At 70.9% G+C, this 23,773-nt stretch carries 26 protein-coding genes and 1 pseudogene; 13 read left to right on the top strand and 14 right to left on the bottom strand.

Features of this window, described 5'->3' with window-relative positions; all coding sequences use genetic code 11:
• Both ACFWB8_RS27660 and ACFWB8_RS27655 read left to right on the top strand, forming a co-directional pair.
• Positions 1 to 1,752 (top strand): annotated as a pseudogene (locus ACFWB8_RS27660) (hypothetical protein); the annotation flags it as partial.
• Positions 1,753 to 1,768: 16 nt separating this feature from the next.
• On the top strand, positions 1,769 to 2,635 hold the full coding sequence (locus ACFWB8_RS27655; protein ID WP_385232685.1) for an immunity 49 family protein: 867 nt from the start codon (positions 1,769 to 1,771) through the stop codon (positions 2,633 to 2,635).
• 157 nt (positions 2,636 to 2,792) lie between these two features.
• On the opposite strand, the gene ACFWB8_RS27650 is transcribed toward ACFWB8_RS27655, so the two are convergent.
• On the bottom strand, positions 2,793 to 3,269 hold the full coding sequence (locus tag ACFWB8_RS27650) for a DUF3995 domain-containing protein (RefSeq protein WP_385232682.1): 477 nt from the start codon (positions 3,267 to 3,269) through the stop codon (positions 2,793 to 2,795).
• Between the two features lie 148 nt (positions 3,270 to 3,417).
• Between ACFWB8_RS27650 and ACFWB8_RS27645 the strand changes: the two genes are divergently transcribed.
• Genes ACFWB8_RS27645 through ACFWB8_RS27635 form a run of 3 tightly spaced genes read left to right on the top strand, consistent with a single transcriptional unit; the run spans position 3,418 to position 6,690 of the window.
• Positions 3,418 to 3,918, top strand: coding sequence for an RNA polymerase sigma factor (locus ACFWB8_RS27645; RefSeq protein ID WP_385232678.1), 501 nt, complete (start codon positions 3,418 to 3,420; stop codon positions 3,916 to 3,918).
• The gene (locus ACFWB8_RS27640) at positions 3,915 to 4,403 is read left to right on the top strand and encodes a hypothetical protein (protein WP_385232675.1); all 489 of its coding nucleotides are present in this window, start codon (positions 3,915 to 3,917) and stop codon (positions 4,401 to 4,403) included. The genes ACFWB8_RS27645 and ACFWB8_RS27640 overlap by 4 nt, the downstream gene beginning before the upstream one ends.
• Before the next feature lie 13 nt (positions 4,404 to 4,416).
• The gene (locus tag ACFWB8_RS27635) at positions 4,417 to 6,690 is read left to right on the top strand and encodes an NACHT domain-containing protein (protein WP_385232672.1); all 2,274 of its coding nucleotides are present in this window, start codon (positions 4,417 to 4,419) and stop codon (positions 6,688 to 6,690) included.
• On the opposite strand, the gene ACFWB8_RS27630 is transcribed toward ACFWB8_RS27635, so the two are convergent.
• The 4 genes from ACFWB8_RS27630 to ACFWB8_RS27615 all read right to left on the bottom strand — a co-directional run bounded on the left by ACFWB8_RS27630 (position 6,687) and on the right by ACFWB8_RS27615 (position 9,311).
• Complete coding sequence (locus ACFWB8_RS27630; protein ID WP_385232691.1) at positions 6,687 to 7,028, bottom strand: MerR family transcriptional regulator; 342 nt, start codon at positions 7,026 to 7,028, stop codon at positions 6,687 to 6,689. The genes ACFWB8_RS27635 and ACFWB8_RS27630 overlap by 4 nt on opposite strands.
• 136 nt (positions 7,029 to 7,164) lie before the next feature.
• Positions 7,165 to 7,473 carry an SCO5918 family protein gene (locus tag ACFWB8_RS27625; RefSeq protein WP_385232669.1) on the bottom strand — a complete coding sequence of 103 codons (309 nt, stop codon included), beginning with the start codon at positions 7,471 to 7,473 and terminating at the stop codon, positions 7,165 to 7,167.
• 63 nt (positions 7,474 to 7,536) lie between these two features.
• Entirely contained in the window at positions 7,537 to 8,970 is a 1,434-nt protein-coding gene (locus ACFWB8_RS27620) for a DEAD/DEAH box helicase (protein WP_385232666.1), read from the bottom strand.
• A 137-nt stretch (positions 8,971 to 9,107) separates the two neighbouring features.
• On the bottom strand, positions 9,108 to 9,311 hold the full coding sequence (locus ACFWB8_RS27615; RefSeq protein ID WP_014047008.1) for a cold-shock protein: 204 nt from the start codon (positions 9,309 to 9,311) through the stop codon (positions 9,108 to 9,110).
• A gap of 388 nt (positions 9,312 to 9,699) precedes the next feature.
• On the opposite strand from ACFWB8_RS27615, the gene ACFWB8_RS27610 reads away from it, so the two are divergent.
• The gene (locus ACFWB8_RS27610; RefSeq protein WP_385232662.1) at positions 9,700 to 11,076 is read left to right on the top strand and encodes an FAD-binding oxidoreductase; all 1,377 of its coding nucleotides are present in this window, start codon (positions 9,700 to 9,702) and stop codon (positions 11,074 to 11,076) included.
• Here ACFWB8_RS27610 and ACFWB8_RS27605 read toward each other — a convergent pair.
• Complete coding sequence (locus tag ACFWB8_RS27605) at positions 11,066 to 11,704, bottom strand: TetR/AcrR family transcriptional regulator (RefSeq protein WP_385232659.1); 639 nt, start codon at positions 11,702 to 11,704, stop codon at positions 11,066 to 11,068. The genes ACFWB8_RS27610 and ACFWB8_RS27605 overlap by 11 nt on opposite strands.
• 114 nt (positions 11,705 to 11,818) lie before the next feature.
• On the opposite strand from ACFWB8_RS27605, the gene ACFWB8_RS27600 reads away from it, so the two are divergent.
• Positions 11,819 to 12,769, top strand: a complete 951-nt coding sequence (locus ACFWB8_RS27600) for an alpha/beta fold hydrolase (RefSeq protein ID WP_385232656.1) — start codon at positions 11,819 to 11,821, stop codon at positions 12,767 to 12,769.
• 61 nt (positions 12,770 to 12,830) lie between these two features.
• Here the strand turns inward: ACFWB8_RS27600 and ACFWB8_RS27595 are convergent, their stop codons facing one another.
• Complete coding sequence (locus ACFWB8_RS27595; protein WP_385232653.1) at positions 12,831 to 13,202, bottom strand: LuxR C-terminal-related transcriptional regulator; 372 nt, start codon at positions 13,200 to 13,202, stop codon at positions 12,831 to 12,833.
• 146 nt (positions 13,203 to 13,348) lie between these two features.
• On the opposite strand from ACFWB8_RS27595, the gene ACFWB8_RS27590 reads away from it, so the two are divergent.
• Positions 13,349 to 13,519 carry a hypothetical protein gene (locus ACFWB8_RS27590; RefSeq protein ID WP_385232650.1) on the top strand — a complete coding sequence of 57 codons (171 nt, stop codon included), beginning with the start codon at positions 13,349 to 13,351 and terminating at the stop codon, positions 13,517 to 13,519.
• A gap of 97 nt (positions 13,520 to 13,616) precedes the next feature.
• Positions 13,617 to 14,045, top strand: coding sequence for a hypothetical protein (locus ACFWB8_RS27585; protein ID WP_385232647.1), 429 nt, complete (start codon positions 13,617 to 13,619; stop codon positions 14,043 to 14,045).
• 43 nt (positions 14,046 to 14,088) lie between these two features.
• Here ACFWB8_RS27585 and ACFWB8_RS27580 read toward each other — a convergent pair whose 3' ends face one another.
• From ACFWB8_RS27580 to ACFWB8_RS27570, 3 genes are all read right to left on the bottom strand, one after another.
• Entirely contained in the window at positions 14,089 to 15,426 is a 1,338-nt protein-coding gene (locus ACFWB8_RS27580; protein WP_385232644.1) for a chloride channel protein, read from the bottom strand.
• A gap of 46 nt (positions 15,427 to 15,472) precedes the next feature.
• A complete protein-coding gene (locus ACFWB8_RS27575; RefSeq protein ID WP_385232641.1) occupies positions 15,473 to 16,039 on the bottom strand; it encodes a potassium channel family protein in 567 nt (188 codons plus the stop codon).
• Positions 16,040 to 16,161: 122 nt separating this feature from the next.
• A complete protein-coding gene (locus tag ACFWB8_RS27570) occupies positions 16,162 to 17,388 on the bottom strand; it encodes a DUF2254 family protein (protein ID WP_385232638.1) in 1,227 nt (408 codons plus the stop codon).
• Between the two features lie 168 nt (positions 17,389 to 17,556).
• Between ACFWB8_RS27570 and ACFWB8_RS27565 the strand changes: the two genes are divergently transcribed.
• Positions 17,557 to 18,438, top strand: a complete 882-nt coding sequence (locus ACFWB8_RS27565) for a YhjD/YihY/BrkB family envelope integrity protein (RefSeq protein ID WP_385232636.1) — start codon at positions 17,557 to 17,559, stop codon at positions 18,436 to 18,438.
• Here ACFWB8_RS27565 and ACFWB8_RS27560 read toward each other — a convergent pair.
• The 4 genes from ACFWB8_RS27560 to ACFWB8_RS27545 form a co-directional block, all read right to left on the bottom strand.
• Positions 18,435 to 19,661: a hypothetical protein gene (locus ACFWB8_RS27560; RefSeq protein WP_385232634.1), complete on the bottom strand. Its 1,227-nt coding sequence runs from the start codon at positions 19,659 to 19,661 to the stop codon at positions 18,435 to 18,437. The genes ACFWB8_RS27565 and ACFWB8_RS27560 overlap by 4 nt on opposite strands.
• A gap of 196 nt (positions 19,662 to 19,857) precedes the next feature.
• The gene (locus ACFWB8_RS27555) at positions 19,858 to 20,199 is read right to left on the bottom strand and encodes a MerR family transcriptional regulator (RefSeq protein ID WP_385232632.1); all 342 of its coding nucleotides are present in this window, start codon (positions 20,197 to 20,199) and stop codon (positions 19,858 to 19,860) included.
• A gap of 576 nt (positions 20,200 to 20,775) precedes the next feature.
• On the bottom strand, positions 20,776 to 21,183 hold the full coding sequence (locus ACFWB8_RS27550; protein WP_385232629.1) for a DUF2267 domain-containing protein: 408 nt from the start codon (positions 21,181 to 21,183) through the stop codon (positions 20,776 to 20,778).
• Between the two features lie 135 nt (positions 21,184 to 21,318).
• Positions 21,319 to 21,753, bottom strand: a complete 435-nt coding sequence (locus ACFWB8_RS27545) for an Hsp20/alpha crystallin family protein (protein ID WP_385232626.1) — start codon at positions 21,751 to 21,753, stop codon at positions 21,319 to 21,321.
• Positions 21,754 to 21,882: 129 nt separating this feature from the next.
• On the opposite strand from ACFWB8_RS27545, the gene ACFWB8_RS27540 reads away from it, so the two are divergent.
• The 3 genes from ACFWB8_RS27540 to ACFWB8_RS27530 all read left to right on the top strand — a co-directional run bounded on the left by ACFWB8_RS27540 (position 21,883) and on the right by ACFWB8_RS27530 (position 23,761).
• Positions 21,883 to 22,620: an HSP18 transcriptional regulator gene (locus tag ACFWB8_RS27540; protein WP_385232623.1), complete on the top strand. Its 738-nt coding sequence runs from the start codon at positions 21,883 to 21,885 to the stop codon at positions 22,618 to 22,620.
• Positions 22,621 to 22,735: 115 nt separating this feature from the next.
• Positions 22,736 to 23,134 (top strand): STAS domain-containing protein, encoded by a 399-nt coding sequence (locus ACFWB8_RS27535; RefSeq protein ID WP_385232620.1) that lies wholly within the window; start codon positions 22,736 to 22,738, stop codon positions 23,132 to 23,134.
• A 153-nt stretch (positions 23,135 to 23,287) separates the two neighbouring features.
• Positions 23,288 to 23,761, top strand: a complete 474-nt coding sequence (locus ACFWB8_RS27530; RefSeq protein WP_385232617.1) for a hemerythrin domain-containing protein — start codon at positions 23,288 to 23,290, stop codon at positions 23,759 to 23,761.
• Positions 23,762 to 23,773 lie beyond the last annotated feature (12 nt).

The raw sequence follows: 23,773 nt of genomic DNA, 5'->3' as shown, positions 1-23,773 counted from the left end.
CCGATGACGTACGTCTTCAAGGGCGCCGGCGCCGGCATCTCCAAGATCGGCGACGTCATGGCCGGCTTCAAGGGCATCGGCAAGATCGACCTGCCCGCGTTCCCGGAGGGCGCGCTCGCCCTGCCCGAGGGCTCCTTCAAGCTCCCCGACGGCAATTTCCACCTCCCGGAAGGCGCCAAGATGCCCGAGGGAGCGGTCAAGCTCCCGGACGGCAACTTCAAGCTGCCCGAGGGCACGACCGCGCTGCCGCCGAACACCGTCCGGCTGCCGGTCGACGGTCCGCCGCAGTTCATGGACCCCAAGGGCAACATCTACGACGCCGACGGCGCCGTGACCTCGCACGCCAAGGACGCCCCGACGGGCCACCCGGCCACGTCCGCGGAACTTCCCAAGGTGGAGGCCCCGGCGAAGGTTCCCGTCCTGGTCGGCGCGGGCCACGTGGGCGACAACGCCTTCCACGTCGGTGACGACCTGACCGGACCCGGGCAGCACACCCCGGGCGGCACCGCGAACCACCCCATCGGCGGGACCGTCGACAACACCGTCCACAACAGCCACACCCCCGGCGGTGGCGGCGGCAACACCCACACCCCGGGTACGCACACGAGCGAGCCCGTCACCACGGGCGGCGGCCACCACGGGGCCGGCGACGGCCCGGCCGTCCCGCACCAGGGTGACGGCCCCGGCGGCACCGGCCACGGCGGCCACGGGGGCCCCGGCGGCGGCTTCGACGACGCGGCCCACGCGGGCGACGACGCGGCCCACGCGGGCGACGACGCGGCCCACGCCGGTGACGACGCGGCCCACGCCGGTGACGACGCCGCCCACGCGGGCGACGACGCGACCCCGGCCGGCCAGCACGGCGACAACGGCGCCCCGGCCGGGGAGCGGGAGCTGACCACCGCCGAGCGCAAGCGCCTCCAGGACGAGCACGTCTGGAAGGCCAACAACGACCCGGAGTGGTTCAAGGAGCACTACCGGCCCGGCGACGGCCACCGTTTGAGCAAGTCGGCGAAGGTGGACGGCGTCGAGCTGCCCATCCTGGCCAAGGACGCGAACGGCAACTGGATCTCCAAGTACGACATGCCCAGCGGCCCCTCGGAGACCAAGTTCGGCCGGACGCCGCTCGGTACGGCGGGCATCGACCCGGTGCACCTGACGGAGCTCGACAAGGCGGCCAAGAACCGCTCGGTCGCCATGGAACTCAACAACGCCCAGAAGGCGTTCGACGAGAACCCGACGGTCGCGAACACGGACCGCCTGAACGCGGCGAAGGTCGACTACACCAAGCACCTCGACGGCGTGCCCAACAACAGCAAGATCGGAGAGCGGCTCGGCGAGGAGGCCGCCGTGCGGCACGTGGTCCCGCACGAGTTCCCCACGGCGAAGCCGATCGACCTCCCCCAGACGGGGAACGGCGCCAACATGTTCGACGGGGCGTACGAGCTGCCCAACGACGAGTTCCTGATAGTCGAGGCCAAGGCGCCCAACGCCAACCTGGACTGGCGCCAGGGCGTGGGCGACGTGGACCCGCGCGTGACCGGGCCCCAGGGCCTGCGGGTCAAGCAGGGCACGCGGCTCTACGTGGAGACCATCCTTTCGGAGATGTGGAAGCGCGGCGGCAAGGACGCGGAGATAGCCGACAAGCTCTTCGACGCCCTTGAGGATGGAAAGCTGAAGTACGTCATGGTGAAGGCGAACGAGAACACCGGCTCGTACGCTGGGGCCGTGATGGAGCACTTGAAGATCTGACAGAGGAGAGAGCCCAGTGGCCACGAGCATTCCCCGCCACGACTTCCCGACGAAGAAGACCGTGGAGGATTTGGAGTTCCGCACCGAGAGCACGCAGCGGATCATCGCTCGGCTCGAAGAGTCGGAAATGTCCCGCTCCCGAGCCCTGGGCGCCACCCTGGCCGTGGCCGAGGCACGCTGCGCGGCCGACCCGACGGCGGACCTGTTCACCACGTGGGAGTCGTGGGTGATCGCCATGCAGGTCGGCACCGCGCTGTTTGCCTCGGGCGCGGCGGCCGAAGGCCCCGTACCGTGCCGGATCGGGATCGCGGGCGAGGTGCGCAACCTGCCGGCGACCGGCCCGCAGTCCTCTCTGCACGCCGGCAACTGGGTCACCGCCTTCTACCTGGCGGCGATCTGCCGGGAGAACGACCGCGTGGACCAGCTCGCGCGGATCCCCGTGTCCTTCCTGCGGGCGTCCGGCGCGGAGTTCGACGAGTACCTCTACGCCTGGATCGAGACGCTCCAGGGCTTCTGGCTCGGCCGGGACGACGTCTGGGAGAAGCTGGTCGCCGCGATGAACGGCACCGACCCCGCGCAGGCGCGGTTCACGGACCCGGACCTGATGCTGAACATCATGTACCCGCCGATCGAGCTCTTCCACCGGTACCTGCGGCGCGAGGACGAGCAGTTCGGCGCGGCCCTGGTCCAGGCCCTGAACGGGCACAAGAGCTACTGGACCGCGGACGGCGCCCGCGCCGAGAGCATCGACGGCCTGGTCGCGCTGGGTCCGCTCGCCATCGCCTGCATGGCCCGCGACGCCGGCATCCCGATCGAGGTCGAGTCCGAGTACCTGCCGAAGGAGCTCCTGGAGTTCGGCTGGGCCGGCGAGATCGACACCTGAGCCGCCGGGTCCTCCCTCCCCGCCCCCGCCGATCTCTTCGGGGCGGGGGCGGGGAGGGGCGTGGACGTCCTTGGTGGGCTCGGTCTCGAGGAAGCCGGCGACCTCCGACGCGGTCGCCGTGGGGTGCCGTTCACGGCGACGGAGCCGCCGCCCAGCCCTACGACATCCCCCGGCGGTTCGCGACCCGCCGGAAGCGGACCGGAACGCGCTGCTCCGATGTGATGACGACGGCGGCGAAGAGCGCCCAGCAGGCGGGCGTGTACGCGCAGAGGTTGAGCCGGTAGAAGGCGCTGCCGGTGCTCGCGCCGATCCCCAGCGCCCACACCACCCCCACGCTGCCGCGTGCCAGCAGCCCGGCGGCCACCGCCCCCACCGCCGCCCGCCCGATCCGCCCCGGCAGTCGGCCGCCCACGTGCGCCAGCATCACCGCCGACCCGGTGACCAGGAGGGTGAAGGGCGCCAGGAGCCCGCGCGGGGTGAAGGGCACCTCGAAGTTCAGGACGGCCAGGGACAGCGCCGCAGGGTCCCGCGCCGGCCAGGTCGCGCCGGTCATCCAGTACACGTGGACCAGCGCGTCCCCGGCGAGGACCGCCGCCACCGTGATTCCCGCACGCCGTCTCGTCCGCTCGTTCACGGCCGTCTCCTCCTGATGGGGTGAAGTGCTGTCGTCACGGAGGAGGGGACGGCCCCGCCGGACATTCCTGTGACGTGGGTCACGGGAATGTTCCGCCGGTGCGGCCCCTCTTCCTGTCCGAGACGCCGTCGCAGCAGAAAGTGGGGAAGTGGCCGCTCCGGATCTGCCCGTACTCGTACGCTCCGCCCAGCGCGGCGACCGGATGGCCGTACAGGAGCTGCTGGACCTGCTCACCCCGTACATCGGGCGGCTGTGCGGTCCCATCGCGCTCCAGGACGGCCCGGACGCCACCCAGGAGGCACTGATCGTGATCTTCCGCACGATCGGCCAACTGCGCGAGCCCGCCGCACTGTTCGGCTGGGCCCGGGTGATCGCCGTACGGGAGGCGGTACGCATCGCCCGCGTCGGCGCCCGCAGCGTCGCCGACCCGCTCGCCGAGGTCCCGGCGCGGGGCGACCCGCAGCTCGCCGCCGACGTGCGCGACGTACTGGAACGGCTCTCCCCGGCGCACCGGGCCGTCCTGGTCCTGCGCGACCTCGAAGGCCTCGACGAGCACTCCGTGAGCGCGCTCCTCGGCGTACCCGAACCCACCGTACGGACCCGGCTCTTCCGGGCCCGCCGCAACTTCCGGAAGGCGTGGGACCGTTGAACGACCCCGACGGCAGCAACGGCTCCTGGCCCGTCGCCGAGCTCGACGCCGTCCGCAGGCTGCGCGTCATCGCCCGTACGACCCCGGGCGCGAGCTTCGCGGAACACCTGATCGCGGCGCCCTTCGACCGGGTCTGGGCCCTCGCCTCCGACCTCGAGGACCAACTGCCCCGGCTGATCACCGACATCAGCGCCTTCACCGTGACCTCGGCCGACGGCGAGCGCCTCGAAGCCCGGGCGCGCAGCCCCCTGGGCATGAGGGCGCGCTTCGACATCGTCCTGCGCCCCGGCTGGTGCCTGATGCAGAGCCGCTTCGTCCTCGGCGGCATGGCCGCCGTACCCGAGGCCGACGGCACCCGCTTCGCGTTCTTCGGAGCCCTGCGCATCCCCGGCATCCGGCTGATCGACCGCGCCCTGCACCCCCTGGCCGACCCATTGGGGGTAAAGGCCCTCAAACGCTTCACGGATCAACTGGATTGTCACTAGGCTTGATTGCGTGATGGACCACCTTGATTTCGAAGAGGAAGTCCGGACCGTCGCGCGCGCCCTGTGGGCGAGCGCCCGGGACGACGGCACCGTCAATCTCGACGGCGTCGAACACGACGGCGTCTACTTCACCCACGACGTGGTCCACTGCGTCGAAGTGACCGTCTCCCGCCGCAAGGACAAGGCGGAGCACGACGGGAAGAAACTGAGCAAGGCCGTCCAGCGATGGACGGGCAGCGACGGCCGGATCGCGCGGGGCTGGTTCGTGACCCTGGAAGAGCCGTCGCCCGAACAGACCAAGGTCCTCCAGGCCATCGACCGGCGCATCACGGCGATCTCGTTCAAGCGGTTCAAGGCGCGCCTGTTCGACGCGTACCTGTACAACCAGCGGCGCGGGCAGATGCCCTTCGGCAGTGCCATGCACCCGGACGGCAGGGGCGAGAAGCTCGAGCGTTACATCCCGGCGGAGTTCGAACCCATCGGGGAGCGGGCCGATCTCGCCCCGGCGCCCTCGTTCAGCGAGCTCATCGAGCGGATCGGGGCGGGCGGCCGGTTCTGCATCGTCGGCGACTACGGCATCGGCAAGAGCATGACGCTCCGGGAGATCTACCTGCGGATCTCCCAGGCCCACCGGGAGGGCAAGACGCTGCGGCACCCGGTCCACCTCAACCTGCGCGACCTCTGGGGGCAGCGCAGCCCGCGCGTGGCTCTGACCCAGCACGCCGAGGACCTGGGCTACGGGCAGCCGGACCAGATCATCGCCGCCTGGAGAGCCGGCTACGTCGACATCCTGCTGGACGGCTTCGACGAGATAGCCGCGCCCGGCTGGAGCAGCGACATCGTGGAACTGCGCCATTCCCGGCGCAAGGCCGTGGAGTTGGTGCGCAACTTCTACGACCAGACCCCGCAGCGGGCCTCGGTCGTCGTGGTGGGCCGGCGGAGCTATTTCGACGGCCTGAGCGAGCTGAACAACGCCCTTTTCAACGACGAGCCGTGCACGCTGCTCGAACTGTCGGAATTCAACGACGCGCAACTGGAGACGTACCTCCAGGACAAGCGGTGGGCCTCGCTGCCCGACTGGATCCCGAAGCGTCCGCTGCTCATCGGATACCTGGCGTCCAGGAAGCTCCTCGGAGGTCTGCTCGAACCCGCGCAGGGGGTGGGTCCGGCCGAGGGCTGGGACTGGCTCCTCGACCAGATCAGCAAGCGGGAGGCGCGGATCGAGACGGGCCTGGACGGCCAGACGATCCGGCTGACGATCGAGCGGCTCGCGTCCGTCGCGAGGAAGAGCCCCAGCTGTCTCGGTCCGCTCACCTACTCGGAGATCACCGAGGGCTTCAGGTTCGTCCGGGGCCGCGAGCCCAGCGACGACCAGCGGACCATCCTGCACCGGCTGCCCGGGCTCGGATCCGATCCGGATTTCGAGGAGGGCACCCGCAAGTTCATCGACGTGGACCTGGCCAGCGCGGCGCAGGCCAAGGACGTCTCGAACTTCATCATGAACCCCTTCGCCGTGGACCTGCCCACGGCCCGGTCCTGGAGCGGCTCCCTGCTGCAGTCGGGCGTGGAGGTCGCCGCCCTGCAGTGCGGGGAAGCGGCCGTGGCGAACGAGGGCGCGATCTCCACGGCGCTGTCCTTCGCCCAGCGCAACGACCTGGACGTGCTGTCCGCCGACGTCGTGCGCATCGCGCTGGCCCGCGGCATCTCCGTCGTCGGCTCCTCGTTCAATGTGGACGAGGTGGTCGTTCCCCAGTTCGAGCTCTACGAGGATTTCGGCGATCTCTCCGGAATTTCCTTTTCCCGCTGCGGCATCGAAACGCTCGTGCTCGACGGGGAAATCGACGGCTCGCTCATGCCGCGGTTCCAGGACTGCTTCTTCGAGACGATCATCGGCCGATTCGGCGAGGAAGACCTGCCGGCGAACGCATTCGCGTCCTGTGCGTTCGGCGAGTTCCTCGACTCCGCGGACCGCAATGCGGACGTGCTGCGCAGTTCCCTGCCCGAGGGGGTCCGCGTCATGATCACGATCCTGCGCAAGCTGTACCTCCAGCGGGGCAGCGGCAGGGCGGAGGGCGCGCTCGTACGCGGCATGGAACAGGCGAGCCGCGCACTCGTCCCCGGCTGCCTGGACATCATCAAGCGGGAGAACCTCGCGGCTCCCATCAGGCTCAACGGCAGGACCGTATGGCTGCCGTCCCGCTCCGACCAGAAGAGGGTGCACGCCTTCATCGCGGCCCCGCGCGGCAGCGGGGACCCGCTCTTCGGCATGGCCGGCCGGCTCTCCTAGCGCGGGTCCTCGGCCGAGCGCGTCGCGGCGGCCCGGCGGAATTCGGCGTTGATGCGCTGTGCCTCCTCCAGCTGGTCCTCGAGGATGACGATGCGGCAGGCGGCCTCGACCGGGGTGCCCTGGTCCACGAGCTCCCGGGCCCTGGCCGCGATCCGCAACTGGTAGCGGGAGTAGCGGCGATGGCCGCCCTCCGAGCGCAGCGGGGTGATCAGCCGGGCCTCTCCGATGGCACGGAGGAAACCGGGGGTGGTGCCGAGCATCTCTGCCGCACGGCCCATCGTGTAGGCGGGGTAGTCGTCGTCGTCCAGTCGGCCGCCGAGCTGGTCATCCGCTGTCATCTGCACCTCTTCGTGGGAACGCATCGAGGGAATTCAACACCATCGACCGCTGCCACCGGTGCGCACGGGCACGCGACGAGGGCCCGACCGGCGTGTGCCGGTCGGGCCCTCGGTGCTGTTTCGCTGTCTGCTGCCGTCAGGCGGAGACGCCCGTACCGAGCATCGCGGAGGCGAGCTGGAGCGGGGTGAGCTGCCGCGCCGGCGCCTCCTTGGGTACGGAGTGGCAGGTGAAGCCGAGGAGGGTCATGGCCCGGGTGACCTCGGCGGCGCTGAAGTCACGCCGGTCCTGCCGGGTGACGACCTCGCCCACCTGCTTGACGGGGTACTGGCGGCGGCCGATGACCACGGACTCGCCGGTGATCGGTTCGGGCTTGATGCCCTTCATCGATTCGAGCACACCGCTCTTGGTCAGGTCGAACGGGAATCGTGCGATGACGCAGCGCATGAGGCCTCACAGAAAGACGGAGGGGTGGGGAAGGAGGGGCGGGAGGGAGAGGGGGACGCTCTCTCAGGCCGCCGCGTTGTACGAGGTCGTCCGCCGGGCCGTACGGCGGCCCGCCTCGCCCGTACGCCGGCCGCGCGAGCCGCGGGTGGTGGGGCCGCGCCCGGTCCGCTCGGATACCGGGGCCGTGATGGTGACCGGGATGCCGGACGGGGTCTGGGCTCCGGTGATGCGGTTCAGCTCGGGTGCACCCGAGTGGACCTGGGTGATCTGCGGGCTGATCCCGGCGTTCGACATGAGGCGGACCATATCGCGGCGCTGCCCGGGTGTGACCAGGGTGACGACGCTGCCGGACTCGCCGGCCCGGGCGGTGCGGCCGCCGCGGTGCAGGTAGTCCTTGTGGTCGCTGGGCGGGTCGACGTTGACGACGAGGTCGAGGTTGTCGACGTGGATCCCGCGCGCGGCCACGTTGGTCGCGACCAGCACGCTCACGTGCCCGGTCTTGAACTGGGCCAGGGTCCGGGTGCGCTGCGGCTGGGACTTCCCGCCGTGCAGCGCGGCTGCCCGTACGCCGCTGTTGAGCAGGTGCGCGGTCAGCTGGTCCACGGCGTGCTTGGTGTCCAGGAACATGATCACCCGGCCTTCGCGGGCCGCGATCTCGGTCGTGGTGGCGTGCTTGTCGGCGCCGTGGACGTGCAGGACGTGGTGCTCCATCGTGGTGACCGCGCCGGCGGAGGGGTCCACGGAGTGCACGACCGGGTCGGTCAGGTAGCGGCGGACCAGCAGGTCGACATTGCGGTCCAGGGTGGCGGAGAACAGCATCCGCTGCCCCTCGGGCCGTACCTGGTCGAGCAGGGCGGTGACCTGGGGCATGAAGCCCATGTCGGCCATCTGGTCGGCTTCGTCCAGCACCGTGATGGCGACCTGGTTCAGCCGGCAGTCGCCGCGCTCGATGAGGTCCTTGAGCCGGCCGGGCGTCGCGACGACGATCTCGGCGCCGCCGCGCAGGGTGCTCGCCTGCCTGCCGATCGGCATTCCGCCGACGACCGTGGCCAGGCGCAGCCCGACGGAGCGGGCGTACGGGGTGAGCGCGGCGGTGACCTGCTGCGCCAGCTCGCGGGTGGGGACCAGGACCAGGCCCAGGGGCTGGCGCGGCTCGGCGCGCTGACCGGCGGTGCGGGCCAGCAGGGCGAGGCCGAAGGCGAGGGTCTTGCCAGAGCCGGTGCGTCCGCGGCCCAGTACGTCGCGGCCCGCGAGGGAGTTCGGCAGGGTCGCGGCCTGGATGGGGAACGGTACGGTCACGCCCTCCATGGCCAGCGTGACCGTCAGGGCTCCGGGCATCTCGAGCTCGGCGAAGGCCTCGACGGCGGGCAGCGCGGGGGTGATGGTCTTGGGCAGCGCGAACTCGTGGCCGCGGCCGGGGCTACGGCTGTACCCGCGGCTGGGGCCGCGGTTGGCGGCGGGGGCGTAGCGTCGGTCGTTCGTGCGTGTGCGGTTCATACGGAACGGAACCTCTTCCTCGATACGGCTCGTATCAAGGAATTCCAAGAACGGGCCGGTGGGCTGTCTCTGCCCTGGCATGCAAAGAGCTGGGGCCCGCACCCCAAGGTGCGGGCCCCAGCTCTGAGTACTGAGTACTACGCGGGAACGATGTTCTCCGCCGTCGGGCCCTTCTGGCCCTGCGCGATGTCGAAGTTCACCTTCTGGCCTTCCTGCAGCTCGCGGAAGCCCTGGGCGGCGATGTTCGAGTAGTGGGCGAACACGTCAGCGCCGCCACCGTCCTGCTCGATGAAGCCGAAGCCCTTTTCAGCGTTAAACCACTTCACGGTTCCAGATGCCATGTCAAATCTCCTTCGGGGCAGTGCCCGAAGTCCGCACCGTGCGGACTCCGTGTCGCCGCGATGATTGCCCCGCCCGGAAAAAAGACCGGAAATACAGAAGTACTCCCACAGGCATGAAGAACCTGCGGGGGCACTTGAAGTTTTGGGAACCACAACTGCAACTGATATCGACAGTAGCACGGCAAGGTCGGCCCTGCGGGGTGAATATTTCCCCCGGATCCGTTGCGCCAGATATCCTCATCGCGCCTCGCGCCGATTTCTTATTCCGCCGGAACAGATATTGATTCGCCGCGGAGGAGGTATCGAGGCCCGAGTTGAGGCCTCGCCCCAGCGGCGTAGCGTGGGAAGGGACCTGGGCGGGGAGCAGGGGGCGCGAGGAGCGGTGGCCATGGGCAAGCTCTCGATCGACCAGTTGCGCGAGCGGGTACGGGGTGCGGTCGTCACCCCCGACGACGGCGACGCCGCGTACGACGAGGCCCGCAAGGTCTACAACGCCATGATCGACAGACGGCCGGCAGCCGTCGTGCGCTGCGCCAACGCGGGCGACGTCATGGCGGCCGTGGACTTCGCCCGGGAGAACGGGCTCGACCTGGCGGTGCGGGGCGGCGGGCACAGCGTGCCCGGCTTCGGCACCTGCGACGGCGGCGTGGTCGCCGACCTGTCCGGGATGCGCGGGGTCCGCGTCGACCCCGCGGGGCGGACGGCGCGCGCCGAGGGCGGCGCGACCTGGGGCGACTTCAACGCGGCCACCTACCCCTTCGGCCTGGCGACGACCGGCGGGATCATCTCCACCACCGGTGTCGGCGGCCTCACCCTGGGCGGCGGCATCGGGTACCTCGCCCGCGGACTCGGCCTGAGCTGCGACAACCTGGTCTCGGCCGACGTGGTGACCGCGGACGGCCGCCTCGTGGTGGCGAGCGAGCAGGAGCACGAGGACCTCTTCTGGGCGCTGCGCGGCGGCGGCGGCAATTTCGGCGCGGTGACCTCCTTCGAATTCCGGCTCGCCCCCGTCAAGGACGTCTACGGCGGGCCGATCCTCTACGAGCTGGACAGCGCCGGCACCGTGCTGCGTTCCTTCCGGGACTTCATCGCCGACGCGCCGGAGGAACTCGGCGCGTTCCCGGCCTTCCAGATCGCCCCGCCGCTGCCGTTCATCCCGCCGGACCGGCACGGAGAGGCGTTCATCCTGATCGTGTCGTGCTGGGCGGGACCGCTGGAGGAGGGCGAGCGGGCGCTCCGGCCCTTCCACGAATTCGCCCCGGTGGTCGCCGAGCACGTCGGTCCGATGCCGTATCCCGCGCTCAACAGCGCCTTCGACGCGCTCGTGCCGCCCGGTCTCCAGCACTACTGGAAGGCCAACTTCGTGACCGAGCTGAGCGACGCCGCGATCGAGGCGCACCTGGTGCACGGCCCCCGTCTGCCCGTCGTGAACTCGACGGTCCACATCTACCCGATCAACGGCGCCTGCCACCGGGTCGCTCCGGAGTCGACGGCCTTCGCCTACCGGGACGCCTCCTTCGCCACGGTCATCGCGGGCATGTGGCCGGACCCCGCCGACAACGAGGCCAACACCGCCTGGGTCCGCGACTACTACGAGGCGACCGCCCCGCACTCGGAGGAGGGCGGCTACGTCAACTTCATGGCGGACGACGACCAGGGCCGCGTCCGCGCCAACTACAAGGGCAACTACGACCGCCTGGCCGAGGTCAAGCGCACGTACGACCCGGACAACCTGTTCCACCTGAACCAGAACATCAAGCCATAGGGCCCGGACCGGCGGCCTCGTCCCCCGCGGTCGTGAAGATGCGGTCCAGGTGGTGGTGGAGCACGGCGACGGCCGAGTCCGCGTCCCGTTGGCCCACCAGGATGCCGGTGCCCAGGGTCGCCGCCATGGCGAGCAGGCTGATCGCCTCCGTGCGCGCGTCGGCGCCGGGATCGGCCAGGCCCTGTGCCTGGGCCCGTTCGAGCAGGCCGGTCAGGGCGTTCTCGGCGGCGTCGGGGTTGTCGATGAAGGGCTGGGCCGCGAGCGCCTCGTCGGTCACGGACAGGATCGAGTAGGAGCTGTACAGGAGGTGGAAGGTGCGGCTCTCCTCGTCGACCGGCAGGGAGGCCAGCAGCAGCGCCTCGATCGTCGCGCGCGGGCCCGGGTCCGGACCGGCGGCGGCGAGGCGGGCGCCCACCCGGGCCGTGAAGCGGTCGGTGAGGTGCTGGAGCCCGTAGAAGAGCAGCTTCTCCTTGGTCTGGAAGTAGTACTGCACGAGCCGCAGCGATACGCCCGCCTCGGCCGCCACGTCGCGCATGCCGACCGCGTGCAGTCCGCGTCGTCCGGCGACGCGGACGAGTGCCTCGGCGATCTGGGTGCGCCGTTCCTCGTGGTCCACGCGTTTCGGCATGTTCTGGTGTCTCCGCCCGTCGGTGATGAGCCCGCGGCTCTTTTTCATGGTACCGCCGTACCAACATCATGGTACGGTCGTATCACGAAGATTGGACATTCCCGGAGGTGCCCCGTGCCCGAGAACCCGACCCGTGCCCGCCGCGACATCGGCCGCTACGTCAACGACACCCTGCGCGACCGGTACTTCGCCGCCTGCGACGCGCTCTACGCGCTGGGGGCGCCCGCCCGGTCCGAGACGGACGTCGAGACGAGCTTCGGCACCACGCGCGTCTACCGGTACGGCCCCGCGGATCCGGCTGCCGAGTCCCGTACGCCGGTGGTGCTGATCCACGGCGCGGGCTACTGCTCCGCCATGTGGTACCCCAACACCCCCGCGCTCAGCGCCGGACGCCCCGTCTACGCGCTCGACACCCCCGGCGACGCCGGCCACAGCATCCACCGCGAACCCATGTGGCAGCCCGAGCGCGCGGCCCGGTGGATGGACGAGGCCCTCGACGCGCTCGGCCTCGACCGCGTCCACCTCGTCGGCTCCTCCTACGGCGGCTGGCTCGTCATCAACCAGGCCCATCTGAGGCCCGGACGGCTCGCCTCGGTCACCGCCCTCGACCCCGGCGGCCTGGAGAAAGTGGGCCTGCGCTTCTTCGCCTGGGTCTTCGTGAGCCTGTTCGCGAGCTTCGCCCCCAAGGCGCTGCGCCCGCGCCTGGCCGCCTGGCTGGAGCAGCCCGTCATCGTCGTCCCCGAGCTGCGCAAGTGGGTCCAGGCGGGCGCCCGCGCCTTCCGGATCCGCCGCCCCGCCCCGCTGCCGCTGTCCGACGCCGAACTGGGTTCCATCCGGACGCCGTTCTACCTGATCATGGGCAAGCGCAGCCTGCTCGTGCACCCCAAGCGCCAGCTGGAACGCGTACCGCGGCTGATTCCGGGAGCCCGCGCCGAGATCGTCGCCGCGACCGGCCACGGCCCGCAGCTCGATCACCCCGAGCTGGTCAACGCCCGGATGCTGAGCTTCATGGAGGACGTCGACTCCCTCGACCCGGCCGCGGACCGGGGCACCATCGACGTGTGACGCCCGTGTACGCGCCGGGGCGCAGGGGCGCCGGGGCCGCCGGGGCCATCGGCCCGCGGGCTCAGCGGGTGGCGGGGAGCCAGCCGTCCTGCACCGCGTGGACCCCGGCCTCGAAGCGGCTGCGGCCGTCCAGGCGTTCCATCAGCTCGGCGGCGATGCGCCGGGCGGTCCTGGGGGAGACCCCGAGTCGTTTGGCGATGGACTCGTCGGTCAGTCCCTCCGCCAGCAACCGGACGACCTCCTTCTCCTGCCGCGTACGACCGCTGGTGTCGCGTACCGGAACGGCCCCCAGCGGGACGGCGGTGGCCCACGTCGACTCGAACAGCGCACACAGTGCGGTGACGGCCCCCGTGCCGTGCAGGACGACGGCGCCCGCATGCGCGTCGGCGGTGTTCACGGGCAGCACCGCGAGCCGCCGGTCCATGATGATCATGCGGACCGGGAGCGAGGAGGCGGTCCTGACCTGGCCGCCGCGCTCGCTGAGCCAGTCGACGTTCTCCTGGGTGGCCGGGTCGTTGCGGACGCTGTCCAGGCCTCACCCGCGCGGAGCAGACCGCCACCGCACGCAACCTGGTCGGCGTGGCCCCCCTCCCGTACCAAAGTGCCGCCTCGACCGTGAAGGCCGTCATCCGGGCCGCCGCCGAACGCCTCCCGGCCGACTGCCTGACCGCCCTCCACGACCGCCTGGCCGCCGCCATCCGCCCGGCTCTGGAGTCCCTGGCCCTGGGTCCGGTGACCGTCGCCCCCTGAACGGGCGCGGATGCAGAATGTGACCGGATATGTCTAGTTTGTGACATATGCCCGTCGGTCCTGGGCATCCGCTCCGTCTCGTCGAGGAAGGTCCCCCATGAAGCGTCTCCCGGTCATCGGCATGCTGTGCGTCACCATGGCGTTCGGCCTCACCGCCTGCTCCGACGACAGCGATTCGGCCTCGGAAGAGGCCACCGAGGCCGCCGCAGACCTGTGCTCCAGCCTCACCGAGCTCAAGGCCGACAACGCCAAGCTGAAGGCCTTGAACCCCGCCTCCGCGACCAAGGACCAGATCAAGGACGCCTACGAAGCGGTCCAGAAGGACTGGGACTCCGTGAAGAGCAACAGGGGCAAGATGAAGGACGCGCAGCGGGAAGCCGTGCAGGGCGCCGCCGAGGACCTCAAGAAGGCGTACCAGGACCTGCCGGGCGACACGACCGGCAAGGACGCGCGCACCACGCTCCAGCCGCAGATCCAGAAGCTGGAAGAGACCACGGCGGCCGCCTCCGCCGACCTCAAGTGCTGACAACCCCTCCCGCTGTCCCCCGGAGCTCGCGGCGCTCGTGGCGCTAGTGCGCCGCGGGCGCGGGCCCGGGCGGCAGTAGTTCGGTGATGACGAAGGCGACCACGGCGGCCAGGATCACGATGGGCATCATGGCGGAGCTGCCCAGGAGCAGGACCACGAGCACCACGCTGCTCACCGGCAGCCGCAGCGCGGTGGCCGAGGCCGCCGCCATGCCCGCCGCCATCGCCGGTACGACACCCAGCCCCGGCAGCGGCGAGAGCAGGACGCCCGCCGCTGCGCCGAGGAACAGCGCCGGGAACACGGGGCCGCCGCGCAGGCTGCCGAGGCAGAGCGCGTAGGCGGCGCCCTTCAACAGCAGGACGGCGAGCAGCGCGCCGACACCCCACGCCCGGGGGTCGGCGGCCAGTTCGGCGAGGGTGGCCTGACCGGAGGAGGCCACCTCCGCGGGTGAGCGGCCGGTGATCAGCGCGTAGAGGGCGGCGCAGGCCGCGGCGCCGAGGGCGCACACGACGGTCCGTACGAGCGGCCGCGCCGCGACGTACGCGGCGACCCGCCGGGCCACCGCCGGCAGCGGGTGCAGGACCACGGCGAGGGCCACGGCGATGGCCAGCGCCCAGAGCACGTCCGGCACGTCCAGGTGGGGGACCGGGGCGGACAGCCCGAGGGAGAGGTCGCCCGTCGCCAGGCCCGTCCAGCGGCCGAGTCCCGTGAACACCAGGGCTCCGACTCCGCTGGAGAGCAGCGCGGGGAGCATGACCGCGAACAGCTGCGGCCCGCCCACCCCCGCGACCTCGATGAGGAGAACCGCGGCGACCAGCGGATTGCCGAAGATCGCGGAGATGGCCGCCGCCGATCCGGCCGCACCCAGCAGGGCGACGCTCTGCGGGGTCGCCGGCACCTGCGCGAGATCCCGGAACAGCAGGGCCAGGCCGCCGCCCAGGGCGATCAGCGGGGCCTCCGGTCCCAGGACGGCGCCGAACGGCAGGCCGGCCAGGGCCGCGATGAGTACGCCGGGCAGCGCGGCCGACGAAGGGCCCGCGGTGTCCAGTCCGGAGGCGGCGAGGTGGCCGCCCCCGCCGGGCAGGTGGATGACGACCAGGCCGACCACGATTCCGGCGAAGAGCAGCAGCGGGAACGGCCACCACCAGGGCGGGACGTCCAGGCCCACGGCATGGGGGAGGTCCGCCCACAGCGCGTGCTCCAGCTCGTGCAGCAGGACGAGGAGCCAGAAGGCGGCGAGGGACACCGGGATGCCGATGAGCGCACAGAAGGCGAGCGCCTTGAGATAGCCGGGGCTGCGGAGCATGTGCCGCAGTACGTCCGCCTCCTGCGGCTGCGTCCCGCTGACCGGCGGGTCGGATCGAGCACGCGGCTCCGTCATGGGGTCCTTCCCTCCGGGGCTGATGAGAGTCCGTCGGCCGGGCCGGTCACGTCTCGTCCTCCGGGATCGGCGGGACCTCCCCACGCCTGCGCACCCCGATCCTGACCGCGCTGAAGAGGACCTTGGCGATGACGCCCACCAGGATCAGATCGAGGATCATTTGTGCGGTCGTCAGCGCACGGGCGACCTGCGTGACGGGTGCGATGTCCCCGAATCCCACGGTCGCGAACACCGTGACCGTGAAGTACAGCGCGTCGGTCCGGTTCAGAGACTCCGAGAACGAGTCCGGCACCTCCTTCGCGAGCAGGAAGTACGTCGCGGAGAACAGCAGCAGGAACAGCGGCAGGGCGGTGGCCAGTGCGCCGATGGCGCGCAGCCGCGGATGCTCCGCATGGCTGATGGCGGTGATCTCCCAGGCGACCAGGCTGCCGAAGAGGGCCAGGCCCACCACCAGCAGTACGAGGGTCACGTCGTCGAACCCGCGGTCCAGGGGAGCCAGGTAGTACAGCGCCGTGAGGAGGGCGGCCGAGCCCGCCGAGCGGAGCAGGTGCCCCACCAGCAAGCGGCGCGGCAGGCGGCCCGGCTCAGGCGGCAGCCGTGTGCGGTCTGCCATGTTCACCGGCCTCTGCTTCGGTCGCTCATGACAACTCCTCGCGCACAGAGTTCTACAGCCATTGCAGCATTCGGGTGAGCGCCCCGCACCTCTGCTGCGCGATCGGAGCCGGGCACGGACGGCTATCCGGCTTCCCGGGCCGCCCAGATCAGCGGATGGGTGTCACCCCCCGCCTGTTCCACCCACCGCAGCCGGTCCCGTAGCACTCCGTGACGGCTGCCCGGGCTCCGTTCCACCAGCCGGGTCAGCAGGGTGTGCATTCTGCGCAGTGCCATCGGGGAGCGGGCGGCGGCGAAGACGAGGTCGTCGACGGCCGTGCGGACGTACTCCTCCCAGTCGGGCACCGGCACCGTCACCCGCAACGCGCCGTCCTCGTCCGCGAAGTGGCCGCGGTCCAGGTCCCGGTCGGCGAGGCGGGCCAGCAGGTCTTCGACGCGGTCCAGGCAATCCACCGCCGTGGCCGGATCGTTGACGGCAGTGGAGAGCGCCCGTAGCGCGATGTCGACGAGCAGCCGGAACGGCAATTGCGGATCCTGGTCGAAGGTGCGCTCCGACCCCGTCACCATGGCGTCGCGCAGCACCCGTTCGGGCAGGTGACCGCCCGTCACCTCGGCGAGCACCATGCCCTGGGACACGGCCCGGCCCGGGGCGACGCGGAAGACGATCGAGCAGCCGTGCGCCTTCGCCGCGCCGACCAGCGTGGGTACGTCGATCTGCTGGACCACCACCCCCGGTCCCGACCAGCGAACGGTGGCGGCGTCGGTCGTCGCGGAAGGCGCCGCGCTGACCTCGTCCGGATCGTACGGCCGTTCGTACAGCGCATCGAACAGCCGGTGCGCGCGGGTGGCGATCGCGGTCAGTGAATGGGCGAGCTGGATCGATCTGAACGCTCTCGTCTGAAGGGTCCACATGAGGGCGAGCGCGACCAGCGAGAGCAGTATGGCGATGCAGGGGACGAGGAACGAGACGTCTCTGCGCGCGCCGATGGCCACCCCCGCGGTGATGCAGAAGACGAACACGCCGACGGTGAAGGCGAACGCCCGCCAGACGATCGGCTCGTCGCGGAAGAGGCCGAGGCGCGGTGTGAAGGTGCTGGCGGAGAACTGCACGACCAGGAACAGCATCGAGTAGATGATGCTCACCAGGCCGATGACGCCGAACCCGACGGTGAACAGGAGCGTCACCACGCGTCCGGATTCCACCCGGGGTTCCGCCGGGAGCAGCGGGGCGAGCAGGCCCAGCGCCAGTCCGACGACCGCACAGACGAGCTGCGACAGGTCTCGGCGCATCGCGCGCGTGCGCCGGTGGAACAGTGCCTCCCGCTGACGCCGTTCAGCCGAGCCGGACATCCAGCCTCCTCAACGGTCCCCGTGGACGCAGCGCCGGTTACGGATGCAATCACGAGAGCGTCGCCACCGAGCGGCGAAATGCCGGATACGGGCAATTCCGTCATTGTTCTCGTGGAGGGCGGTCGCAGCCGCCGCGAACCGCGCCCCGAGGCCCCTAGGAGTGTCACCGTGCAGGAAACGGAGGCCGGATCCCGGTGGCGGGCCGTCCGGGCCGTCCCCGGCTGGATGCGCAAACACACCCCGTTGCTGAGCCGGATCCTGGAGCAGCTCGCGGCCGTCAAGGTCCTGGACTGTGCGACCAGGCTGGCCGCGCAGGCCTTCCTGGGGGCGGTCCCCGCCCTGTTCGTGATCGGCGCCGTCGCCCCGGCCTGGCTCCAGGAGCAGCTCGTCTCGTCCATCCGTACGACGCTGGGGCTCACGGACGCTTCCCTGGACCAGGTCCGGTCGGTGTACTCCGCCACCGACGGCACGGCCACGGCGAGCACGGGCGGAGTGGGAATCCTGGTGACACTGCTGTCCGCGACCGCCTGCAGCCGCGCCCTGCAGATGACGTGCGAGCGCTCCTGGCACCTCCCCAAGGCCAAGGCCCGGCTGGCCGCCTGGCGGTGGCTGGCATGGCTCGCCGTCTGGCTGACCGCCCTGCTGTTCCAGGGGCCGATCCAGACCGCCTTCGACACCGGTCGGGCCGTCGGCTTCTTCCTCGGACTGGTCAGCGGCACGCTGCTGTGGTGGTGGACCCAGCACCTGCTGCTCGGTGGCCGGGTCCCGTGGCTGCCGCTGCTGCCCGGCGCGGTGCTGGCCGGGGTCGGTGAGCAGCTGCTGACCGTGGCGTCGAGGATCTACATGCCCCATGCCGTGGAGCGCAGCCTGCGGCAGTTCGGCAGTCTCGGCTCGGTCTTCGTCCTGCTGTCCTGGCTGATCATGCTGTTCGTCGTCATCACGGTCGCCATCGCCGTCGGCTACGTGCTGGCCCGCGAGCCGGTGCCGGCGCGCTGGCTCCGTACCCCGGCCGCATCCCCGGCCGCCTCCCCTGCACGGTCACAGCACTAGCGCTCCTCGGTGTGCGCTGCCCGGTCGGAGCCCCTCTCCCCGCCCCGGCCGTCGGCCGCCAGCAGCGCGAGTACGGCGAGCACGGCCAGCAGGATGACCACCAGGAGCAGGACCGTGAGCACCGTCGGGTGGTTCCACAGCGCGAACAGGAGCGCGAGGACGAGCAGCACGCCGGTGGTGACCCAGCGCCGGTGGGCATCCGCCCACACGCCGACACGGCCGGTGTGCACCCCGTGGGCGGAGCCCCAGCGCGCCGCGGAGTCGGCCGTGCGCTCGGCCTTGCCGCGCACGCCGCGCGGGAGCCGGCCGGCGCCGGAGAGGTAGGCGCCGAGCGCCACGACGACCCCGAGGACGATCGCGGTCCGGATGCTGACCTTCAGGAACCGCACCAGCGTGTCGAAGACCGCCGCTGCCGCCGCCGGGGACTGGACCTGCGCCGGGAGGTGGTCGAGGTAGTAGTGGCGTACGAGGGCCAGCCCGATGCCGAAGACGAGACAGGCGGCCGCCGCGCCGAGCGTCGTGGTCACCAGGGCCCGGCGACGGCGCCGGGCGAGCAGCACTCCGCCGGCACCGAGGATCACCGTGAGCACGGGCAGCCAGTCGCCGAGGACGTCGAGGAGGTGGACGGCGCCCCTGATCTTCCCCAGCTTGTCGGACTGGAAGAGCACCATCTGCTTGTTGACCTCGGGGATCTTCTCGGCAGGAGTGAGACCTGCCTTCACGAGGTCCTCTTTGACGTTCTCCACGGCCGCCCCGACGTCGAGGGTGACGGTGCCGCCGTCGACACCCACCGCGCCGCGGCCCTCACCGGTCAGCGCGTGCACCACCGCGGAGTGGGCGGCGCGGTTGGCGGTGGTCCAGACGGTTTCGAACCTGTCGCTCTCCACGAACCGGGTCGCCACCTTGGAGACGGCCGCGTCCGCGGCCGAGTCCAGCTGCGGGCCCAGCGCCTTGACCGCCGTTCCGACGCGGGGCGGCAGTCCCTGGGACTCGAGCCACTTCGCCAGGTCCGATGTGACCTGGGCGCCGTCGACCCGGACGTCGGCCGCCTCGGTGATGCGGTGCACGGCGGCGGCCTCGATGGCCGGGTTCGAGGCGAGCGGGGAGACCGTGGACACGTACCGGCCGGTGTCCAGCACGATGTCGTGCACCCAGACGGTGAGCAGGGAGACCGGCACGAGGATGCAGGTGAGCGTGATCAGCACGGCCGAGACCGCGCTCATCAACCTGGACCTCCGCCGAGGCGCGGACACCTCAGGCGCGGACACCTCAGGGGGCGGACCGGACGGCAGACTCATGGCACTCCCCGGGAACGACGGACGTTAACCCCGCTCCCGCCCATTGGACACATGCCGTCGCCGAATCCGCGCGTTCAGTTACGCCCACCGCGCGTGCACACCTGGCGGGCGGGCGTCGTCGTCACACTGCGGCCGGCGGATGGGGAGTTCCGCCGGCGCGGCGGTATTCGGCGTTGATGCGCTGGGCTTCCTCGAGCTGGTCTTCGAGGACGACGATGCGGCAGGCGGCCTCGACGGGCGTGCCCTGGTCCACCAGTTCCCGCGCGCGGGCGGCGATGCGCAGTTGGTAACGGGAGTAGCGGCGGTGTCCGCCCTCTGAGCGGAGCGGGGTGATGAGGCGCGCTTCGCCGATGGCGCGGAGGAAGCCCTGGGTCGTACCGAGCATGGCGGCGGCCCGGCCCATGGTGTAGGCGGGATAGTCGTCGTCGTCGAGACGGCCGTCGAACGAATCGTGTGCGGTCATTGAACCTCTCTGTGGAACGCGTCGAGGGGCCCTGGTGCCGTACGGCACCAGGGCCCCGAAGGAACTGCTACACCATCTGTCGGCCCTCGTGCTGCGCCGACCTTCTGTTTCCGCGGACCTGGCCTGAAACGGGCCGGGGGCGCGGGGATCGCGGTTGCTTGACCGGAGACCACCTCACTATCGATGTCCTGCGGTACCCGGGCTCAGACCTACGGCCCGGGCGATCCTGATGGCGGTCAACTCCTCCGTTCTTTCCCTCTGGTTCGATCACTTCGGTACTGCGGAACTGCGTACTGCTGCACTACTCCTGGCAGCCCCTGATCACTGCGGGCCACCCCGTCCGGTCGCCAGTCCCGTCGCCGTCCTGCAACAACCCTGGCTTCGGTACTCCACCACCGGACCGTCCTGCGCACTGCGTGTACCGGTGCCCGGCAGTTCGTCTCTCCGGGCCTTGCTCGATCTCGGCTACAAGAGAAACCATAGCCACGCTGCAAGCGAATGTCTACTGTGGCCGTCATAGGTTTTCGCGTGTTCGACGAGAAGGTATTCGGACTCGAACGCGACCCGTGTCCGGGCTCAGGAGGCGGCGGTCTGCGGCTGCCGCAGTTCTGCCCGGCCGAAGAGGAGCGCGTAGCCGCCCGGGAGCCGGTCGAGGACGCGGGCGAGGAGGTCGGGCCCGGCCAGACGGGCGACGACGGCGAGTACGGCGCCCGTGTCCCAGCGCGTGGTGGCCGGCGTGGCGCCGGTGCGCGCGGCCAGGTCTTTGACGAAGCCCCAGCCGGTGAGCTGTTCGGTGTCGGGAACCTGTGCGGTCAGGGTGAGGGCGGCCTCGACGGGCAGGCACTGCGCGAGGTCGACGCGTTCGTCTCCGGTGACCTGGCGCCCGAGGGCGGCGAGGACGTTGCGGACGGCTTCCGCGGCTCGTTCGCGGGAGGGGTAGGCGCCTTCGAGGCGCACGCGTTCCAGCATCTGGTCGAAGGTCATGACGATGGTGGACCGGTCCGGTCGAGATGGGACGTGCATGGTGCTGCGGTTGCCTTCCTCTTCGCATGGGTGCTGCGGAGGGCAGGGTGCCGGAGGGGGATCGGGTCCCCGCCCTCCGCCGCCGGGGCGGGCCGGTCAGCCGGAGATCTGCTTGCGGCCGGACTCGGCGCCGATGGTGACCTTGCGGGGCTTGGCGCGCTCGGCGATGGGGATCCGCAGGGTCAGGACACCCGCGTCGTAGTCGGCTTCGATGCGCTCGGTGTCGAGGGTGTCGGCCAGCATGATCTGGCGGGAGAAGACGCCGAGGGGCCGCTCGGAGAGCTCCATCTGCACGCCGTCGGACTTCCCCGAGGGCCGGCGCTCGGCCTTCACCTTCAGCATGTTCCGCTCGACGTCGATGTCGATCGCCTCGGTGCTCACTCCGGGGAGGTCGAAGGCGATCACGTACACATCGCCCTGGCGGTAGGCGTCCATCGGCATCACGGACGGCTTCGACCATGTGCCCGACGTCCCCGACAGCTGCTGGACGATCCGGTCCATCTCGCGGAAGGGGTCAGTGCGCATCAACATCGCGAAACACCTCCAGTTGGTTCAGGCAGGAACTGCCAATGCGCTTCAACGTGCCTCTGTTGTAACATGTCATCGAAACGATGACAAGCAAGACGTCATCTGGAGGATGACAAAGCGACGGAGTGCGCCATGAACAAGTCCGAGTCCCGGCCCAATACCGGGTCCGAGCCCGGGTCCCACCCCGGGTCCACGTCCGGATCGGTGTCCGCCCACCCGGCCGCGCGGGTCCCCCTCCTTGCCGCCGCCGCGGCTCTGGAGACCATCGGCCAGGCCGTAAGGGACGCGCAGCAACCCCCCGCAGCAGCGTCGACGGCGACCGCGGCGGCGCCCGAGCCCGAGCCGGGCCCGCACCTGGCTCTGGCCGCCCTGGTGATGCTGCGCGAGGTCCGCGAGCAGCTCGCCGGCTGGGAGAGCGGACTGATCGCGACCGCCCGCGACCAGGGCGCGAGCTGGGCCGACCTCGCCGGACCCCTCGGGGTCGCCAGCCGTCAGGCTGCCGAACGCCGCTACCTGCGGCTGCGGCCGGGAACGGCCGGAAGTACCGGCGAGGAACGCGTCCAGGCCACCCGCGACCTCCGCGCCGCCGAGCGCACCGTGACCGCCTGGGCGCGTGACAATGCGGCCGACCTGCGCCGACTCGCTGGTCAGGTCACCTCCCTCACCGACCTGCCGGCCGGCGCCGAGGGCGCCGTCGGCGACCTGAACCTGGCCCTCGCGGACAACGACGCCGCCCGGCTCATGCGCCCCCTGACCGACTCCCGCCCCCATCTGCGGCCCGAGGACGCCGAGCTCGCCGAACGCATCGACGCGTTGACCCGACAGGCCGACCAGCTCCGCCAGGACAGCCACCACCAGCGCAGCACGTAATCCGCACCCGCCGACATCGACCCGCCGACATCGACCCGCCGACATCGGCCCGCCAACCATCGACCCGCCAACGGGCGTCGAGGAGCCACGCCCCCTCTCCAAGGAGTGACCCACCATGGCCGAACACCCTCCCCGGGAGGCCGGCGGCGCCGACATCGCCGTAGAGGTCCTGGACCACGCCGTCGCGGTCCGGCCCACCGGCGAGCTCGACATCGAGACGGCACCCTCCCTGCAGCTCGCCCTCACCGAGGCGCTCTCCCACGCCTCCCCGGCCAAGCCCTTGGTGGTCGACTGCACCCGCCTCGCCTTCTGCGACTCCTCGGCGCTCAACGCCCTCCTCGGAGCGCGACGCGCGGCAGAGGAGATCGGCACCGTCGTCCGCCTGGCGGCTGCCAACAGCCAGCTCCTGCGCCTCCTTGAGATGACCGGCACCCTGCCGCTCTTCCCCATGGACCAGGACCCGCCGACTCCTGGCCGCTTCCCGACGGGATGCCCCGACGGCCTTCCCCGCTAGTGCTGTGCGGGCGGCGATCGGCGTACGGCGTAGGCGGGGTCGCCTTTCCGGGCCAAACACCCGTCACGGTGGAGGCGCGCCCTGAAGCACCGGGTACACGGCGTCAGGGCGGCCGGCCGCGCCGCCCGATACACCGATGCCGAGGAGGACCCGGTGGACGGGATCGTGCTGCTCAAGGAAGACCACAAGACGGTGGAGAAGCTGTTCAAGCAGTTCGAGAAGGCCGGCGACGACGCGCACGCCGAGAAGCGGAAGATCGCCGACAAGGTGATCGACGAACTCACCACGCACACCTGGATCGAGGAGAAGATCTTCTATCCGGCCGCCCGGGAGGCCGCTCCCGACACCAAGGACCACGTCCTCGAAAGCGTCGAGGAGCACCACGTCGTCCTGTGGATGCTCTCCGAACTCAAGGGCCTCGACCCGCGCGACGAGCGGTTCGACGCCAAGATGTCCGTCCTCATGGAGAACGTGCGCCATCACGTCGAGGAGGAGGAGAAGGAGTGGTTCCCCGACGTCCGCAAGGCCATGGGCCGCAACCGCCTCACCGAACTCGGCGAACAGATGGAGCGGGCCAAGAAGAAGGCCCCGGGCGACCCCCTCGCCGTCCCCAGCGCCGGCCAGTAACCCAGTGTGGCC

This window comes from Streptomyces sp. NPDC060031 (genome assembly GCF_042736805.1).
Lineage (GTDB): Bacteria > Actinomycetota > Actinomycetes > Streptomycetales > Streptomycetaceae > Streptomyces.
The sequence above is the reverse complement of the archived record's forward strand: the minus strand, read 5'-3'. Positions and strand labels throughout refer to the sequence as shown.

Excerpts from the sequence above, each read along its gene's own strand:
- ACFWB8_RS27635 (WP_385232672.1), top strand. The coding sequence starts at position 4,417 with ATGGACCACCTTGATTTCGAAGAGGAAGTCCGGACCGTCGCGCGCGCC.
- ACFWB8_RS27630 (WP_385232691.1), bottom strand. The coding sequence starts at position 7,028 with ATGACAGCGGATGACCAGCTCGGCGGCCGACTGGACGACGACGACTAC.
- ACFWB8_RS27625 (WP_385232669.1), bottom strand. The coding sequence starts at position 7,473 with ATGCGCTGCGTCATCGCACGATTCCCGTTCGACCTGACCAAGAGCGGT.
- ACFWB8_RS27620 (WP_385232666.1), bottom strand. The coding sequence starts at position 8,970 with ATGAACCGCACACGCACGAACGACCGACGCTACGCCCCCGCCGCCAAC.
- ACFWB8_RS27615 (WP_014047008.1), bottom strand. The coding sequence starts at position 9,311 with ATGGCATCTGGAACCGTGAAGTGGTTTAACGCTGAAAAGGGCTTCGGC.
- ACFWB8_RS27610 (WP_385232662.1), top strand. The coding sequence starts at position 9,700 with ATGGGCAAGCTCTCGATCGACCAGTTGCGCGAGCGGGTACGGGGTGCG.
- ACFWB8_RS27605 (WP_385232659.1), bottom strand. The coding sequence starts at position 11,704 with ATGCCGAAACGCGTGGACCACGAGGAACGGCGCACCCAGATCGCCGAG.
- ACFWB8_RS27595 (WP_385232653.1), bottom strand. The coding sequence starts at position 13,202 with ATGATCATCATGGACCGGCGGCTCGCGGTGCTGCCCGTGAACACCGCC.
- ACFWB8_RS27585 (WP_385232647.1), top strand. The coding sequence starts at position 13,617 with ATGAAGCGTCTCCCGGTCATCGGCATGCTGTGCGTCACCATGGCGTTC.
- ACFWB8_RS27580 (WP_385232644.1), bottom strand. The coding sequence starts at position 15,426 with ATGACGGAGCCGCGTGCTCGATCCGACCCGCCGGTCAGCGGGACGCAG.
- ACFWB8_RS27575 (WP_385232641.1), bottom strand. The coding sequence starts at position 16,039 with ATGGCAGACCGCACACGGCTGCCGCCTGAGCCGGGCCGCCTGCCGCGC.
- ACFWB8_RS27570 (WP_385232638.1), bottom strand. The coding sequence starts at position 17,388 with ATGTCCGGCTCGGCTGAACGGCGTCAGCGGGAGGCACTGTTCCACCGG.
- ACFWB8_RS27560 (WP_385232634.1), bottom strand. The coding sequence starts at position 19,661 with ATGAGCGCGGTCTCGGCCGTGCTGATCACGCTCACCTGCATCCTCGTG.
- ACFWB8_RS27555 (WP_385232632.1), bottom strand. The coding sequence starts at position 20,199 with ATGACCGCACACGATTCGTTCGACGGCCGTCTCGACGACGACGACTAT.
- ACFWB8_RS27550 (WP_385232629.1), bottom strand. The coding sequence starts at position 21,183 with ATGACCTTCGACCAGATGCTGGAACGCGTGCGCCTCGAAGGCGCCTAC.
- ACFWB8_RS27545 (WP_385232626.1), bottom strand. The coding sequence starts at position 21,753 with ATGTTGATGCGCACTGACCCCTTCCGCGAGATGGACCGGATCGTCCAG.
- ACFWB8_RS27540 (WP_385232623.1), top strand. The coding sequence starts at position 21,883 with ATGAACAAGTCCGAGTCCCGGCCCAATACCGGGTCCGAGCCCGGGTCC.
- ACFWB8_RS27535 (WP_385232620.1), top strand. The coding sequence starts at position 22,736 with ATGGCCGAACACCCTCCCCGGGAGGCCGGCGGCGCCGACATCGCCGTA.